Source organism: Actinomadura sp. 9N215 (assembly GCF_044326345.1).
In the GTDB taxonomy this organism is placed as follows: Bacteria; Actinomycetota; Actinomycetes; order Streptosporangiales; family Streptosporangiaceae; genus Spirillospora.
The window spans coordinates 1-16715 of the sequence record NZ_JBIRBA010000032.1 but is presented as its reverse complement, the minus strand read 5'-3'; the positions used below and the strand labels follow the sequence as shown (position 1 = coordinate 16715).

Below are 16715 nucleotides of genomic sequence, written 5' to 3'. Positions count from 1 at the left end.
TCGTGCCGGGCACGTCGTCCTTCCCGAGCTCTACTGGGTGGTTCAAGACTGGCGTACCTGCCTTTCCAGGTCGTCGAGGACGTTGCTGAGGGCGACGAGCCCGGCGTCGTCCAAGGGTTCAGGACCGTACAGGGCCGCGCCTACGTACGTCTCGTCATACGTCGTACGGCGGGCGACCGCCGTGACGATCTCCTGCGCGGCGGAGGGGTCCTGCGCACGGCTGCGGGGGAGGCCGAGCAGCGGGACGAGGCGTTCACGGGCGCCCGACCTCAGCGCGTCCGAGGCACGGTCACGGGCGTGCCCGGCGCGGTAGAGGCGTGCCCGTCCCTCGACCGTCTCGGCGGAACGGACGACGACAGGCAGCGCCTCCGCGACGACCGGGCCCAAACGGCGGGACCGCCACAACGCGACCAGCACGACCGCGACCAACAGTTCGAGGAAGAAGAGCTTGACGCCGAACGGCAGCAGATCGGTGAGCGACTGCTGGCCCGCCCCAGAACCGGACTCTGGCAGATCCGGCACCAGCCAAACCACCGAGGAGCCCGTAACGCCGCTCGCCAGGTTCATGCCCAGCGCGGCGTTGCCCTTCTCGGTGAGACGGCGGTTCGTCAGCGGCGCGGTCGAGCCGAGCACAGTGACGGTGTTCGCACCGTTCCGCACCTGGACGACCCGTGGACTGCCGTACTCGGTCTTGTAGCACTCCGTCGCTGACCCACCCTGGACCTCGTACGTCTCCGATCCGTGGAACGCGACCGATCCCGCGAGGGTCGCCGCCTGGAGTGGACAGCCCGGATCGGCGGCGTCCTCGAACGCCGGACCGTCCTTGCGCACCTGCGGGACCAGGTCGGCCAGCGCGAACGACGTGGGCCTGACGAGCAGCAGATCGGCCGGCGCGTTGCTGAGGAGGCCCAGGTCTTCGTTGGTGAGCCTTTCGGTGCGGGTCACCACGATGACCGTTCCGGGCCCGGCCGCCTGGACGGCGTCGTCCGCGTGCCTGGCCACGGTCACCTGCGTCCCGTTCTGCCGGAGGATCTGCGCCAGGGCGCGGCTGCCGTCCTGCTTCGGCGACTCCGGGTCGAGCGCCTGCGCCGACGTCGAGGGGCGCAGCGCGGCCAGGATCACCGCGATCACGATCATGGCGAGGATCGCCGCGACGACGCCGCGGGCCGACCGCCAGCGGCGTCCCGCGACCTGCCGCGCGGACGGCTCGCCGCCCGCCGGCGCACCCTGCCCGGCCGGCGCGTCCTGCCCGCTCTGCGGGGGCGTCTGCGTCACCATCGCGTGCCCCCGTCCTCACCGGCGGCGACCGGCATCAGGTCGTCGGCCTCCAACGGCTTCGGCTTCGCCGCCCGCAGCTTCTCGTCCACGTCCTTGACCTGCGCGTACCCCTCGGCGGTGCCCGGACGGTCGCCGTACCAGACGTCGTCGAAGATCCGTACCGCCACGCGCAGGTCGTCGGCCAGTTCCGGCACGGCCTCACCCGTCTCCTGCGCCAGCTCGTCGGCGGTACGGCCGGGGCGCGCGGCCAGCACGGCGCGTTCCTCCAGGTCGCGGGCCATCGCGCGGAGGCGTTCCCGGATCGCCTCCGCCCACTGCCCGGCCGCCGCGTGACGCTCCGCCGCGTCCCGGTGGTCGAGCGCGGTGGACGTCTCGTCGTCCAGCAGGGGCTCGTTCCGGGAGCGCAGGTTGCGACGGCCCCGCATCAGCCACGCGACCAGCGCGACGGCGATGAGCAAGATGACGACGACGATGACGATCGACGTCCAGCCACCGCCGCTGCCTTGCGAATCCGGTGACGGGGACCGGTTGAACAGGTCCTGCAACCATTCGGAGAAGTCGTCCCAGGTGCGTTGCAGCCAGGACGGCTTGTCGCGCTGGTAAACCTGCTTCTCCAGCTCGCGGCGGGCCATTTCGCGTGCCTCGTCCCTGCCCACCGGGTCGAGAGTCGCGGAATCGAGCAGTATGTGCATGCGCGTCATGGGTTCGCTCCCGTTCCCGGACGTGCCGGCAGCGGACCGGTTCGCCACAGGTCGATGAAGCCTTCCTCCTGGTCGCCGTTCCCGCTTTGGTCACCGTTTTCTGGGCCGTTGCTTGGGGCGGCCGAGATGGCGGTGACGGAACGTCCTCTCGTACGCAGGTCCAGGTCGAAGCCTTCGCGGCGCATCCGCCGGTCCATGTAGAGCAGGGCGATGACACCGGCGTCGAAGGGGAGGACGACCGACCAGCTGACGATCCGTCCAAGGGTGTCCACGGCGAGGGCCGCCATCGTCGAATCGCTGCCAGAAGAGTCACCGAAGAAAATCAGCTGCACGAACAGGAACGGGATCCGCAGCGCGAAAAAACCCATGAACACCGTCACCAGCAACGCCAGCAGAAGCGTCCCGAACGTCCGGAACCAGCGGCCCTTGGACAAGGCCACCGCCCTACGAAGCGCACCTCTCACCGTCTGCCGCTCCATGACGACCGCAGGGACGGCCAAGACGAACAGCAGATACAGCCACACCATCAGACCTATGCCGATGGGGAAGCCCAGGATCCCGGCGAGCACGCTCAGCCCCGGATGCGCGTCGGCGGCTATCAGCAAGGCGAACGGCAGGATCGGCAAGACCAGGGAGAGCAGCGAGATGCCCATGACGGCCGCCGCGGTGGCGACCAGCCGGCCGAGCCGGGGCCTGGCGTCCCGCCACGCCTGCCGCGGCGCGATCGGCATGCCCACCAGCTCCCGGCCGAGGATCGGCGCGAGCAGCCCGGACAGGACCAGGATCCCGTACGCCGACAGCAGCAGCCCCATCACCGTCAGCGTGAGCTGCGCGCCGAGCGACTCCATCAGCACGTCCGGGGTGACCTCTTCGCGGGCGTCGTCGCCGATGAAGAAGTACGCGGCGACCGAGCTCGCCACCTGGATCACCGTGCTGATCCCCACGGCCAGCCCGAGGGACGTGCGCGGACGCCGCCGGATCCCGGCGATCGCTCCGTCCAGCATCTCCGAGATGGACATGGGACGGAACGGGACGCCCTGTGCGTCGACGTCCGAGTCGTCGTCCCAGCCGTCCGGTCCCGGCATCTCGTGGCTCCCTGCGAATTCTGGCGGGGTCTTCCGGCGGGCCCGCCCGGTCCCGTCCCGGGCTCGTGCCGTCCGCCGGTCAGGTCATCCTGTCACGGGCGAAGTGCCGCGATTGCCGTCACCGGCGCGGCGGGTGGAGATGGGCGCGCTCCAAGCGCTCCCGGACAACCGGAATCTGCCGATCCCGGTCAACCTTGCGCGTGTTTCGGGAGTCACCTCTACAATTCCGTGCCGCGCACCGGATCCCGGGGGAGCCATGTACGACGCAAACGCGGGTAACCTTGCACGCCAAGGCATATCTCTCCCTGGCGAGGTGGGGCCGGAGCATAGCGCCGCGGAGAACTTTCCGACCGTCGACACGCATGAGCCGGCACCCGCCGGCCCCGGCGAGGACGAAAAGGGCTCCCTCCACCGAACCCCGACTTTGTGACGATGAGGGCCATGAGAGGACGTGTACTGGTCGTCGACGACGATCTGGCGCTCGCCGAGATGCTCGGCATCGTGCTGAGGGGCGAGGGCTTCGAGCCTTCGTTCGTCCACGACGGCGACAAGGCGCTCGAGGCGTTCCGGGAGACCCGGCCGGACCTCGTGCTGCTCGACCTGATGTTGCCCGGGGCGGACGGCATCGACGTGTGCCGCCAGATCCGCGCCGAGTCCGGCGTGCCGATCGTCATGCTGACGGCCAAGAGCGACACCGTGGACGTCGTGCTCGGCCTGGAGTCCGGTGCCGACGACTACATCGTCAAGCCGTTCAAACCCAAGGAGCTGGTGGCGCGCGTCCGCGCCCGCCTGCGCCGCACCGACGAGCCCGCGCCGGAGACCCTCCAGATCGGCGACATCACCATCGACGTCGCCGGCCACTCGGTCAAGCGCGGCGACAAGCACATCCCGCTGACGCCGCTGGAGTTCGACCTCCTGGTGGCGCTGGCCCGCAAGCCCCGCCAGGTCTTCACCCGTGAAGTCCTGTTGGAGCAGGTCTGGGGCTACCGGCACGCCGCCGACACGCGCCTGGTGAACGTCCATGTGCAGCGGCTCCGCGCCAAGATCGAGAAAGACCCGGAACGTCCCGAGATCGTCGTCACCGTGCGCGGTGTCGGCTACAAGGCCGGCCCTGCCTAGCGTTGCGGTGTCCCTGTGACACCGCGGAATCCATGACATTGCCGTAATCCCGTCAGGGCCGTGAACCCGTCAGTGCCGTAATCCCGTCAGTGCCGTATCCCCCGTGACACGCCGATGACCGTCCAACGCTCTCCCGAAGCCCTGCTTCCAGGGCCACGCCGCATCGCGGACCTCTCATGAAAGCCGACATGAAGAGGGCGATGCGGCCTGCCCGGCGCGGTCTGCGCGCGGTCCAGCGCGTCCTGCAGGGCGCCGCGCGGACCGGGTACACGAGGTGGCGCCGTTCGATCCAGGTACGCGTCGTCACGATGACCCTGTTCATTTCGGCGGTCGTCGTGGCGATCCTGGGCGCGTTCCTGATGCAGCAGGTGTCGTCGGCGCTCATGGACGGAAAGGTCAAGGCGGCACGTCTCCAGCTGGACGACGGTCTGGCGCAGGTCCAGCGCGACTTGGGGAATTCGACCGGCGACGGCAGCAGGCTCAATTCGACGATCGAGCGGCTGAAGTCCCGTAGCGGCCCGTCCGGGTTGTACGAGGTCTACATCCGCGACACGACGGAGCAGTACTTCGACGGGTACACGACCAACGAGCTGCGCCAGGAGAGCGTCCCCCGGCGGCTTCGGGACGAGCTGAAGAACGCGCCCGCGGGTGCACGCGCCTACACCTACGGCAAGCTCTCCTACGTCGATGAGCGTCCGTCTGAAAGCGGCCTCATCGTCGGCGGCAAGACCGGCCAGTTCGAGCTGTACTACCTATTCCGGCTTGAGGAGGAGCAGCGGACCCTGACCAACGTGGGGCGCTCCATGGCCGGGGTGGGCATCGTCCTGGTGCTGCTCTTGGCCGCGATCGCCTCGCTGGTGACGCGGCAGGTCGTCATACCGGTGCGGCTGGCCGCACAAGGTGCGCAGAGGCTCGCCGCCGGACGGCTGGAAGAGCGCATGAGGGTCCGCGGTGAGGACGATCTGGCCCGCCTGGCCCGATCGTTCAACGACATGGCCGCGAACCTGCAAGAGAAGATCGGCGAACTGGAAGACCTGTCGCAGGTGCAGCGACAGTTCGTCTCGGACGTCTCCCATGAACTCCGCACGCCCCTGACCACCATCAGGATCGCCGCGGACATGCTCTACGAGTACCGCGACACCTTCGACGACCCCGCAGTGGGACGGTCCGCGGAGCTGTTGCAGAGCCAGCTGGAGCGGTTCGAGTCGCTACTGGCCGACCTGCTGGAGATCAGCCGGCACGACGCGGGCGCGGCGACGCTGGACGTCGAGTCCCTGGACATGCGCGACCTCGTCTTGCGCGTCGTGGGCGACATCCAGGGGCTGTCCGAACGCAAGGGCAGCAAGGTCGTCCTGCAACTGCCGGGCGAGCCGTGCATGGCGGAGGTCGACCGGCGCCGGGTGGAACGCATCCTCCGCAACCTCCTCGTCAACGCCGTCGAGCACGGCGAGGGCGAGGACATCATCGTGTCCGTCGCCGCCGACCGGGACGCGGTGGCCGTCGCCGTCCGCGACCACGGCGTCGGGCTCAAACCGGGGGAGGGGCAGATGGTCTTCGACCGCTTCTGGCGCGCCGACCCCGCCCGCGCCCGCACCACCGGCGGCACCGGCCTCGGCCTGTCGATCTCCCGCGAGGACGCGCAGCTGCACGGGGGATGGCTGCAGGCGTGGGGAGAGCCCGGTGCGGGCTCCCAGTTCCGCCTCTCGCTGCCTCGCACGGCCGGGGCCGAACTCAGGGGCTCCCCGCTCCCGCTCGTCCCTCCAGGGGCCGGTGACGCCCGCCCCTTGTTCGCCGAGCTGGAGGCCGGAGAGTGACCGCGCGGGGCGGCGCCGGGCGCGTCCGGACGATCTGCCGCCTGGCGGCCGCCGTCCTCGTCCTCGGCGCGGCCGGATGTGCGTCCGTGCCCAGCGGCGGCCAGGTCATCACCGGCAAACCCGCCGAACGCTCCGAACGCGTCGACGACCCATACGTCCGGCTGATCCCGGTGAAGCCGCGGCCCGAATGGGGGCCCGCGCAGATCGTCTCGGGGTTCCTCGCCGCATCCGCGAGCTTCGACGACAACCACGAGGTCGCCAAGATGTACCTCAGCGGCCAGAGTTCGTGGAACCCGGGGCTGCGTCCGTCCGTGACCGTCCTGACCAGCCGCATCACCGCGCCGCAGGTCGTCAGGTCGTCCACGGCCAAGGCGACGGTCAAGGTCGTCGGGGAAGAACTCGGCACCATCACCACCGACGGCCAGTACACCGCCTCCCCGAAGGGGCTCGAAGCCACGTTCCAGCTCGCCAAGACCCCGCAGGGCGTCTGGCGCATCACCGGGCTGCCCGGCGACGACAAGACCGGACTACTGCTCTCCAAAGACGACGTAGAGCGCGCCCTACGCACCGTCAACCTGTTCTTCTTCGCGCCCGACCGGCAGACCCTCGTCCCGAACGGAATCTTCCTGCCCGTCGTGAACCGGCAGACGTTGCCTACTCAGCTCGTCCAGGCCCTGCTGGACGGCCCGACGTCCTGGCTGAACGGAGCCGTCCAGACCGCCTTCCCGGCCGGAACCAGGCTGCGGCACGGCGTGCACGTCGAAAAGGAGGTCGCCACCGTCGACCTCAGCAAGGAAGCCCGCGCCGGCAGTGTGGAGCAGATGTCGGCACAGCTCAGCTGGACGATGCGGCAACTCTCCGAAATCAAGCGGTGGCGGCTGGAGATCGAAGGCGAGGCCGTCACCCCCGAGGGCATGGACGCCATCCAGCCCGTGCACGCCTGGGAGGCGAACTCGCCCGACGGGCAGGTGCCGCAGGGCGGGTCCCACCAGAACGCCTACGTCGTCGGCACGTCCGGCTTCCTCAGCGCCCTGCAGGGCGACCGCCCCCAGACCGTCGTGACCGGTGCCGCAGGCCGCCTCTCCCATCCCGCCGTCGCCCCCGACTACCGGGAGTTCGCCGGCCTCAGCAATGCGGCCCACCAGGTCTTGGTCGCCGCACCCCTCAACGGCGCGCCTCCCTTGCGCGTCTTGCTCACGGCCCACAAGGGGGCCCATTTCACCGCCCCGACCTGGAGCCGCGACGGCACCCTGTGGGTCGTGGAGAGCAAGAAGGACGAATCGTGGCTCTGGGTGCGCCCGCGTGGTAAACCGCCCGTCCGCGCCGCGCACTGGGGGCTCGGGGGCCGCGACGTCCGCGCCTTCCGCATCGCCCGCGACGGGGTCCGCGCCGCCGTCATCGCCCACATCGACGGCCGCCCCCAGGTCCAGGTGGGTCGCATAGCCCACGCGCCCGACGGCTCCCTGGACGTCGGCTCCTTCCTGCCCGTGAGCTCCGAACTCCAGGACGCCGTCGACCTCGCCTGGCGCGACTACAACACCCTCGCCGTCCTCGGCCGCGCCAAGCGCGACTCGCAGACCCTCCCGTTCCTGATGCCGATCAGCGGCAGCGCCATCACGTCCCTCGGCGTCGGCTCTCTCGGCGAACCCCGCACGATCGCCGCCGCCCCGGGCGCCCCGATCCTGATCGGCACGCGCTCATCCGGCAAGGACCAGGTCTGCCGCCAGCGCGCCCCGAGCAACTCCTACAGCCCCTGGATCTGCCCCACCCCGGCCAAGGACCCCAACTACCCAGGCTGAGGGTTATCCACAGGTCGCGGAATTTGGGACGACCAGGCCGCGGTGCGGGCATCGTCGAGCGCATGAACCTGCTCGCCGAACTGATCGAACTCCTGCTCCCCGAACGCTGCGCCGGCTGCGGCGAGGCGCCCGTCCTGCTCTGCGACGTCTGCGCGATCCCTCTGCAAGGCCCCGCGAGACCCGCGAGGACGGCCCCGGACGGCCTCCCGCCCCCCTGGACCGTCGCCACCTACGAGGGCCCCTTACGGACGATCCTGTCCGCCTACAAGGAGCGTGGTCGCACAGCCTTGGCCGTCCCGCTCGGCGAGGCACTGGCAACGGCGATCCGCGCCGCCCTGACGAGGCTTGAGCCTCCGCAGACCGTGGTGTGGGTTCCGTCCAGACGAGGGTCCACCAAACGACGAGGTCACGACCCCTTACGCGGAGCGGTCGCCGTCGCATTACACCGCCTGCGCACCGAAGGCATACCGGTGACCGGCGTGAACGCCCTGAGACAACGAAGACGCGTGGGCGACCAAGCAGGGCTGACGGCCGCCCAGCGCCTCACCAACCTCAACGGCGCCCTAGAAGCGACTCCACTCGACATCGCCGGCCACCAGGTGATCCTTGTGGACGACGTAGTCACCACGGGCGCCTCCCTGGCCGAGGCGGCCCGAGCCCTACGCGCCGCAGGCGCCGACCCCGCAGCCGCCGCCACCATTGCCGCAACTCCCCGCCACCACCCCCGTTAACTGGCCCGCAATCACGCTGGCCAGCGCGGAACGTGGCCCCGGAGGTGAGGTGTGGGGGGTAGTGAGGGCGAGTGGGTGACTTTCTTCACGATTGATGAGGTGATGGCTTGTTACATCGGGTAGTCAGGTGTTTGGGGTGATCGGGGGCGCATCGCATGTTGCGGGGGTCGAGATTTCCCAAACTCACCGGGCGGCCAGTCTCGTCTGACCTGCGGGAGCGTGGGGGCGCGACAGGCGTGCGGGCCGGGGCTCACGGCGTGTGGTGAGGCGTTCGTGGGGGGCGGGGGTACCCGTTGCGACAGGTTCCGATAACGGTCAGTGAGTTTTTCCTCGGCCCACCCCCCTGACATTCGTGGCGTAAGGGGTTAGCGTTCCTGACATGGCACCCGCCCGGGTCCGTGGTTGCGTCGGATCGCAGTGCTCGTCAGGAGCACGACAGGCGGTCCGGCTAGCCGATGCCAGGCGCAGGCGAAACGGCCCACGTAAGGCGACTTCTCGTCGACCGATCACGGTGCGCCTTAGAGGTAAGTCCTGCCCCGTCGGGGGGTCCGACATCCCCCGAGCAGGGAGAAGGGCAGTAGTGGCGACAGCGCCGCGAGCCCCTCAGCAGGCGGATGTGGGGACGAAGACCAGGTCGGCCGGGCGGGTGCGACCCACCGTCCTGTGGTGCCCACCCGGGGCAGCGAGCAGTTCCCGGCCGTCCCGCGGCCAAGGCGATCGCCTTGCGCGGGCATCGAGTCCGGGAAGTGTTCGGTTCAGGGATCCCGGGCAGGGCCGGATGACAACCGGGAGAAGGGGGGTCCCGCGTGAACATCACTGTGAGGGGCCGGCACACCGACGTCAACGAGAGGTTCCGTCGGCACGTCGACAACAAACTGGCCAAGATCGAACGGCTCAACCAGAAGGTCATCCGCGTTGATGTGGAGGTGTCCGAGGAACGTAACCCACGGCTGGCCGACCAGCGCGAAAGGGTCGAGCTGACGATCCGCTCCCGTGGCCCGGTGATCCGGGCCGAGGCCGCCGCCGACGACCGTTACGGCGCGCTCGACCTGGCACTGGACAAGCTGGAGTCACGGCTGCGCCGCGACTCCGAGCGGCGCAAGGGCCACGGCGGAAAGGGCCGCGCCAAGCTCGCGACGATGGAGACCCTCCCCGAAGCACTCCCCGAACCACCGCCGGCCGCCCCACGACCAGCGGCGGACCAGCCCGCGGCGGACAAGCCCGAGCCGGTGAAGGTGTCGCCGGACGAGAACCTCGTCCCGATCACCATGGACGGCGACGGCCCCGTCGTCGTCCGCGAGAAGTTCCACAAGGCCGAGCCGATGGGCATCGAGCAGGCTCTTTTCGAGATGGAGCTCGTCGGCCACGACTTTTTCCTGTACCGCGACAAGACCACCGGGCATCGCTCGGTCGTATACCGGAGAAGAGGCTGGGACTACGGAGTGATCAGGCTCGTCGAAGAGTGAGCGTTCCGCATCCGGCCCGTCCGCGCGGGCGTGGCCTGCGGAGACCTGTTGGAAAGGAAAGTTCTGTGATGCGGCACTCGCGTCACGTCACCGTCCGAACCGTGTCATGATCTGAAAAGGCGTACCAGCCGATCCGCGGACACGGTGGTCCGGGAGACAATCCGGTACGGCGCCGCTTGGCCGGCCGTACCGGATCCGCCCGGTCACCCGCCCGCGGCGGGGCTGCCGCGAGTCGCTGGACTCACGGCGGCCGACCCGGGAACCTACCGGGACGCACAGCAGTTCACCGGGGGACACCCCGGTCCGAAATCCCCCGGGTCCGCCCCCGGAACCCGTATCTTCCCGAGGACGACCCGTCGGAGAGCGACTCTCCGGTGGTTCCAGATCGCTGAATAGTGAAGGGGGGAAGCGGCGTCTCCTCCACGCCGCGACTCTGGTGAGCGAGAATCCCGAGGCTCGCGACGCCGCGGCGGTACCCCGTCAGGCCGGCGCCGCCCCCGCCGGCCGGGAGGCGGTCCAGCCGGCCGGGACGGCCGACCCGATCCGCGTGCTCATCGTCGACGACCATGCGCTGTTCCGCAGGGGTCTGGAGATGGTCCTCCAAGGCGAGGAGGACATCGAGGTCATCGGCGAGGGCGGCGACGGTCACGAGGCCGTCGAGATGGCCGGCGACCTGCTGCCCGACGTCGTCCTGATGGACATCCGGATGCCGCGCCGCAGCGGCATCGAGGCCTGCACCGCGATCAAGGACGCCGCGCCCAGCGCGAAGATCGTCATGCTGACCATCAGCGACGAGGAGGAGGATCTCTTCGAGGCGATCAAGGCGGGGGCCAGCGGCTACCTGCTCAAGGAGATCTCGATCGACGAGGTGCCGCAGGCCGTCCGGGCGGTGCACGGCGGGCAGTCGCTGATCAGCCCGTCGATGGCGTCCAAGCTCATCACCGAGTTCGCCGCGCTGGCCAAGCGCAGCGAGGAGCGCACCCAGCAGGTCCCCGCGCCGCGCCTCACCGAGCGCGAGATGGAGGTGCTGCGGCTCGTCGCCCGCGGCCTCGGCAACCGGGAGATCGCCCGCGAACTGTTCATCTCCGAGAACACCGTGAAGAACCACGTCCGCAACATCCTGGAGAAGCTCCAACTGCACTCCCGGATGGAGGCAGTCGTCTACGCCGTCCGCGAGAAACTCCTAGAGATCACCTAAGCCCGCACCCGAACCGGCGCTAAGCCAGTACCCGAACCGGCGCTGGAGCCCGCACCTGAATTGGCGCTAAGCCCGCACCTGAACCGGCGCTAAGCCCGCACCTGAACTGGCGCTGGAGCCCGTACCCGAACCGGCGCCAGAGTAGGGGGTTGGGCCCGCGCACGAGCAGGGCTTGGGCTGCGAGCTTTGAGTGAGGACTGGGGGAATCTGGGCAGGTCCGCAAGGTCAGCGCGACCGGCAATCCGGTTTTGTCGGTGTTGTGTCGTAGCATCGCGGGCGTGGGTGAGACAGCAGGCGGCACACCGGCGGTAGAACTCGGCGCGGACGAGGCGCGGCGGCTCCAGCTGCGGGCCCAGGGATTTCTGGGGGCGCGGCCCAGAGGGGGCGTTCCGGCGATGCTGGAGCGGCTCGGGGCCGTCCAGCTCGACACGATCTCCGTCCTCGCCCGGTCCCACGAACTGGTGCCCTACGCCCGCCTCGGCCCGGTCGGACGCGGTGCTATCGAGGCCGCCTACTGGGGCGGCGCCGACGGCGAACGCAAGGACAAAGCCAAGGCCAACGCCAAGGCTGGCCGCAAACGCATGGGCAGCGGATTGAACGGTGGTGGGGCGTTCGAGTACTGGGCGCATGCCGCGTCCATCCTCCCCATGGCCGACTGGCCGCTCTTCGCGTTCCGCCGCCGCGCCTACCTGCGCCGCGGATGGCGGTGGCACAAGGTGCCCGAGGGCGTCTGCGACGAGATCCGCGCTCGCCTGAAGGCGGACGGCCCGCTGACGACCAAGGAGCTCGGCGGCGCCAAGGCGAGCGCCGAATGGTGGGACTGGAGCGACCACAAGATCGGCATCGAGTGGCTGCTGGACGTCGGCGAGGTCGTCTGCGTCGAGCGCGTCGGCTGGCGGCGCGTGTACGACCTGGCCGAACGGGCCGTCCCGGACGAGCTCCGCACGCGCGAGCCCGACGACGACGCCTGCCTGACCGCGCTCGTCGCCCGCGCCGGACGGGCCCTCGGCGTCGCGACCCGCGGCGACCTCGCCGACTACTACCGGATCAGGCAGGACCAGGTCGACCAGGTCATCGACGCGACCGGGCTCGTCCCCGCCGAGGTCGCCGGCTGGCCGCAGCGGGCCTGGGCCGACCCCGAGGCCCTGGACGCGGCACCGCGCGGCAGGCACGCCACGACCTTGCTCTCGCCGTTCGACTCCCTCGTCTGGGACAGGGCCCGCGCCTCCCGTGTCTTCGGTTTCGATCACCGCCTGGAGGCGTACGTCCCGAAGGCCAAGCGCGTCCACGGCTATTTCGCGATGCCGCTCCTCGCGGGGGGCCGTCTGCTCGGCCGGGTCGACCCGGCCAGAGAAGGCCGCACCCTCATCGCCCGCCAGGCCTCCCTGGAACCGTGGGCGACCCGCACGTCCGCCCGCACGGAAACGTCGGCCGCCGCCCTCGCCGCGGCCCTCTGGCGCGCCGCCGCCTGGGTCGGCTGCGACGACGTCCGCGTCGAACGGACAGACCTGCCTCCGGCCCTCATCGAATCCGCACTGAAAGCCACCACCCCGACCTAACGCACCCCACCCCGCCCCACCCCACTCCACGTCCGCATCCGCTCTGCGCCCGCATCCGCTCTGCGCCCCGCGGCCACTCCGTACTCCCGGCTAGCCCACGCTCACGACCGCCCCCTCCAGGTCTGCACCCAACTCCAGGTCTGCACCCCTCCAGGTCCGCACCCAACTCCAGGCCCGTGTGCACTCCAGGCCCACACTCAGTCCAGATCTGCGTCCGCTTCACTACCGCGTCTGCTTCAGGTTTGGGTGATTGGTCGCTCTGTGCGACTTGACGCTCACGTGAACACATCAGCCCATTGGGGGTGCCACGGTGTGCGACTTGGTCTTCACTCAGGGTTCTGGGGAGACGGTCGGAATGGGTGGGGTTTCGGGCTTGTTGTTATTCGTGGGGTCGCTGTCCTGATTCAGGTGTTATTTGGTGCGGGCACAGCGGCCCGTAGGGGAAGGTCCCTGAATGGGTGCGGTCAGCCGTGGGGGGTTTGCTGGGGGTCGGTGGCGACCGGACGGTCCAGTGCCTCGCCCGCCACGCCGCCGCGGCGTTTGGCAGTGCGGGAACCGAACAAGGAGTAGTCGACGATTTCGGGGATGACACGGGGCGCGTCCACGACGACGTCCGCGAACAGGTGGACGAAACCGCTGATGATCATGCCCAGGACGACGATCCCGGCCCCCACCCAGAACAGGACCCACATCGGCCCCAGGCAGAGCGCCACGCCGCCGACGACGAAACCGGCGAAGATGACGGTCACCGCGAGCCACGAACCCGGCCGTCCCGCATGCGATCCGTGCGACTCTTCCGGCCGCGGCCCTTCCGGTTGCGACTGTGCGGAGCGCGACTGTTCGGACACTGCGCCTCCCTCCGGATGCTGTGAGTGATCCTCTCCGGGAGCCGGAAAGTCAAACGGGACGCGCTGTGGATTGCGCTGCGGAGTGACCTAGACCATTCTGGGTCTCGCCTACGATGGCATCGTACGTGTGGTGTGCGCGCCGCCTGGAGCGGTGAACCACGATCTGCAAGGAGCCTCCGAGAGTGCCGCCAGTCATCGACAAGATCCTTCGTGCGGGCGAGGGCAAAATCCTGCGCAAGCTCGGGAAGATCGCGAAGCAGGTCAACTCGATCGAGGAGGACTTCCTCGAGATGAGCGACGCCGAGTTGCGCGAGCTGACCGACAAGTACCGGGAGCGGCTCGCCGACGGCGAGACCCTGGACGACCTGCTCCCCGAAGCCTTCGCGACCGCCCGCGAGGCCGCCAAGCGCGTCCTCGGTCAGCGCCATTTCGACGTCCAGGTGATGGGCGGTGCCGCGCTCCATCTGGGCAACATCGCCGAGATGAAGACCGGTGAGGGCAAGACCCTGACCGCGGTGCTTCCGGCGTATCTGAACGCCCTGTCGGGCGACGGCGTCCACATCGTCACGGTGAACGACTACCTGGCCAAGCGGGACGCGGAGTGGATGGGCCGCATCCACCAGTTCCTCGGCCTGGAGGTCGGCGTCGTCCTCGCGCAGATGACGCCCGAGGAGCGCCGCGCCGCGTACAACGCCGACATAACCTACGGGACGAACAACGAGTTCGGCTTCGACTACCTGCGCGACAACATGGCCTGGAGCCTCGAAGAGTGCGTGCAGCGCGGCCACAACTTCGCGATCGTCGACGAGGTCGACTCGATCCTGATCGACGAGGCCCGCACCCCGCTGATCATCTCGGGGCCGGCCGAGCAGAACTCCAAGTGGTACTCGGAGTTCGCGAAGATCGTCCCGCGGCTGAAGCGGGCCGAGCTGGTCAGCACCGCCGGGCAGGTCGACGAGTACGGCCCGGGCGACTACGAGGTCAACGAGAAGAAGCGCACGGTCGGCATCACCGAGTCCGGCGTGGAGAAGGTCGAGGACTGGCTCGGCATCGACAATCTCTACGACTCGGTCAACACGCCCCTCGTCAGCTTCCTCAACAACGCCCTCAAGGCGAAGGAGCTGTACAAGCGCGACAAGGACTACGTCGTCATGAACGGCGAGGTCCTGATCGTGGACGAGTTCACCGGCCGCATCCTCCACGGCCGCCGCTACAACGAGGGCATGCACCAGGCCATCGAGGCCAAGGAGGGCGTGGCGATCAAGGACGAGAACCAGACCCTCGCCACGATCACGCTGCAGAACTACTTCCGCCTCTACGGCAAGCTGTCCGGCATGACCGGCACGGCCGAGACCGAGGCGGCCGAGTTCAACAAGACCTACAAGATCGGCGTCGTGCCGATCCCGACGAACAAGCCGATGATCCGCGAGGACGTGGCGGACGTCGTCTACAAGACCGAGCAGGCCAAGTTCGAGGCGTGCGTCGACGACATCGCCGAGCGGCACGAGAAGGGCCAGCCGGTCCTCGTCGGCACCACGTCGGTGGAGAAGTCCGAGAAGCTGAGCAAGATGCTCAAGCGGCGCGGCATCCCGCACCAGGTGCTGAACGCCAAGCAGCACGAGCAGGAGTCGGCGATCGTCGCGGAGGCGGGCCGCAAGGGCGGCGTCACCGTCGCGACGAACATGGCGGGACGCGGCACCGACATCATGCTCGGCGGCAACCCCGACTTCCGCGCCGACCTTGAGCTGCACCAGCGCGGCCTGTCCCCGCTGGAGACGCCGGAGGAGTACGAGTCGGCGTGGCCGGAGGCGCTGGAGAAGGCGCAGGAGGCCGTGAAGGGCGAGCACGAGGAGGTCGTCGACCTCGGCGGCCTGTACGTCCTCGCGACCGAGCGGCACGAGTCACGGCGCATCGACAACCAGCTGCGCGGACGGTCCGGACGGCAGGGCGACCCGGGCGAGTCCCGGTTCTACCTGTCCCTTGAGGACGACCTGATGCGGCTGTTCAACTCGGCCCGCGTCGAGTCGATCATGACCCGGCTGAACATCCCGGACGACGTGCCGATCGAGTCCAAGATCGTCACCAATGCGATCAAGTCGGCGCAGAGCCAGGTCGAGCAGCAGAACTTCGAGATGCGCAAGAACGTCTTGAAGTACGACGAGGTCCTGAACCGGCAGCGCAAGGTCATCTACGCCGAGCGCCGCAAGGTCCTCGAAGGCGAGGACTTGCACGAGCAGGTCCGCGGCATGATCGACGAGGTCGTCGCGGGCTATGTCGCGGGCGCCACCGGCGAGGGCTTCGCCGAGGAGTGGGACCTCGACAAGCTGTGGAAGGCGTTCCAGCAGCTCTACCCGATCTCGATCACGGTGGACGAGCTGGTCGAGGAGGCGGCGGACGGCGACATCTCCGGTCTCGACGCCGAGACCCTCGCCGCGAAGATCCGCGACGACGCCCAGGCCGCCTACGACAAGCGCGACGAGGAGCTCGGCGCCGAGGTCATGCGGGAGCTGGAGCGCCGGGTGGTGCTGAACGTCCTCGACCGCAAGTGGCGCGAGCACCTCTACGAGATGGACTACCTCCAGGAGGGCATCGGCCTGCGGGCCATGGCGCAGCGCGACCCGCTGGTGGAGTACCAGCGCGAGGGCTACGACATGTTCAACGCGATGCTCGACGGCATCAAGGAGGAGTCGGTCGGCTACCTGTTCCACCTTGAGGTCGAGGTGGAGGAGCAGCCTGCGGCCCCGGCCGTCGGCGCGAAGCCCGTCTCGGTCGCGAAGTCGGCCACCGACACCGACACCGAAGCGGACGCCGGCGTGGACACCGCCCCGGCCGACGAGATCGAGGAGGCCGAGGAGGCCCCGGCGATCAAGGCGAAGGGCCTCGACGAGCCGAAGCGTCCGACGAAGCTGGAGTACTCGGCCCCGACCGTCGACGGCGACGCCGGTGTTGAGCGCCACAGCGAGGAGACGAAGGACGAGTACGCGGACGTCAACCGCAACGACGCGTGCCCCTGCGGCTCCGGCAAGAAGTTCAAGCGCTGCCACGGCGACCCGCGCAACAAGAACAAGTAGCGCCCGCCCGGCACGGAAACGGAAGCGGCCTCCCGGACGTCCGGGA

The 16715-nt window shown here is 69.2% G+C and carries 12 protein-coding genes; 8 read left to right on the top strand and 4 right to left on the bottom strand.

From position 1 onward, the window contains the following. Positions 1 to 42: 42 nt before the first annotated feature. Genes ACH34T_RS37120 through ACH34T_RS37110 form a run of 3 tightly spaced genes read right to left on the bottom strand, consistent with a single transcriptional unit; the run spans position 43 to position 3064 of the window. A complete protein-coding gene (locus tag ACH34T_RS37120; RefSeq protein ID WP_396025668.1) occupies positions 43 to 1278 on the bottom strand; it encodes a DUF4350 domain-containing protein in 1236 nt (411 codons plus the stop codon). Continuing rightward, a complete protein-coding gene (locus tag ACH34T_RS37115; RefSeq protein WP_396025667.1) occupies positions 1272 to 1979 on the bottom strand; it encodes a DUF4129 domain-containing protein in 708 nt (235 codons plus the stop codon). The genes ACH34T_RS37120 and ACH34T_RS37115 overlap by 7 nt, the downstream gene beginning before the upstream one ends. Next, on the bottom strand, positions 1976 to 3064 hold the full coding sequence (locus ACH34T_RS37110) for a hypothetical protein (protein ID WP_396025666.1): 1089 nt from the start codon (positions 3062 to 3064) through the stop codon (positions 1976 to 1978). Before ACH34T_RS37110 ends, ACH34T_RS37115 begins: the two co-directional genes overlap by 4 nt. 441 nt (positions 3065 to 3505) lie before the next feature. On the opposite strand from ACH34T_RS37110, the gene mtrA reads away from it, so the two are divergent. The 7 genes from mtrA to ACH34T_RS37075 all read left to right on the top strand — a co-directional run bounded on the left by mtrA (position 3506) and on the right by ACH34T_RS37075 (position 12750). Next, positions 3506 to 4183 (top strand): MtrAB system response regulator MtrA, encoded by a 678-nt coding sequence (mtrA, locus tag ACH34T_RS37105; protein ID WP_067453668.1) that lies wholly within the window; start codon positions 3506 to 3508, stop codon positions 4181 to 4183. Positions 4184 to 4359: 176 nt separating this feature from the next. Beyond that, the gene (gene mtrB, locus ACH34T_RS37100) at positions 4360 to 5997 is read left to right on the top strand and encodes an MtrAB system histidine kinase MtrB (protein WP_396025665.1); all 1638 of its coding nucleotides are present in this window, start codon (positions 4360 to 4362) and stop codon (positions 5995 to 5997) included. Continuing rightward, positions 5994 to 7796, top strand: a complete 1803-nt coding sequence (locus ACH34T_RS37095) for an LpqB family beta-propeller domain-containing protein (RefSeq protein ID WP_396025664.1) — start codon at positions 5994 to 5996, stop codon at positions 7794 to 7796. The genes mtrB and ACH34T_RS37095 overlap by 4 nt, the downstream gene beginning before the upstream one ends. Before the next feature lie 62 nt (positions 7797 to 7858). Continuing rightward, the gene (locus tag ACH34T_RS37090; protein WP_396025663.1) at positions 7859 to 8527 is read left to right on the top strand and encodes a ComF family protein; all 669 of its coding nucleotides are present in this window, start codon (positions 7859 to 7861) and stop codon (positions 8525 to 8527) included. Between the two features lie 806 nt (positions 8528 to 9333). After that, positions 9334 to 9993, top strand: coding sequence for a ribosome hibernation-promoting factor, HPF/YfiA family (gene hpf / locus ACH34T_RS37085; RefSeq protein ID WP_396025662.1), 660 nt, complete (start codon positions 9334 to 9336; stop codon positions 9991 to 9993). A gap of 541 nt (positions 9994 to 10534) precedes the next feature. Continuing rightward, positions 10535 to 11191: a response regulator transcription factor gene (locus tag ACH34T_RS37080; protein ID WP_207945627.1), complete on the top strand. Its 657-nt coding sequence runs from the start codon at positions 10535 to 10537 to the stop codon at positions 11189 to 11191. Positions 11192 to 11469: 278 nt separating this feature from the next. Beyond that, on the top strand, positions 11470 to 12750 hold the full coding sequence (locus ACH34T_RS37075; RefSeq protein ID WP_396025661.1) for a winged helix-turn-helix domain-containing protein: 1281 nt from the start codon (positions 11470 to 11472) through the stop codon (positions 12748 to 12750). 464 nt (positions 12751 to 13214) lie between these two features. Here the strand turns inward: ACH34T_RS37075 and ACH34T_RS37070 are convergent, their stop codons facing one another. After that, positions 13215 to 13598 carry an HGxxPAAW family protein gene (locus ACH34T_RS37070; RefSeq protein ID WP_396025660.1) on the bottom strand — a complete coding sequence of 128 codons (384 nt, stop codon included), beginning with the start codon at positions 13596 to 13598 and terminating at the stop codon, positions 13215 to 13217. A gap of 182 nt (positions 13599 to 13780) precedes the next feature. On the opposite strand from ACH34T_RS37070, the gene secA reads away from it, so the two are divergent. After that, a complete protein-coding gene (gene secA, locus ACH34T_RS37065; protein ID WP_396025659.1) occupies positions 13781 to 16669 on the top strand; it encodes a preprotein translocase subunit SecA in 2889 nt (962 codons plus the stop codon). Positions 16670 to 16715 lie beyond the last annotated feature (46 nt).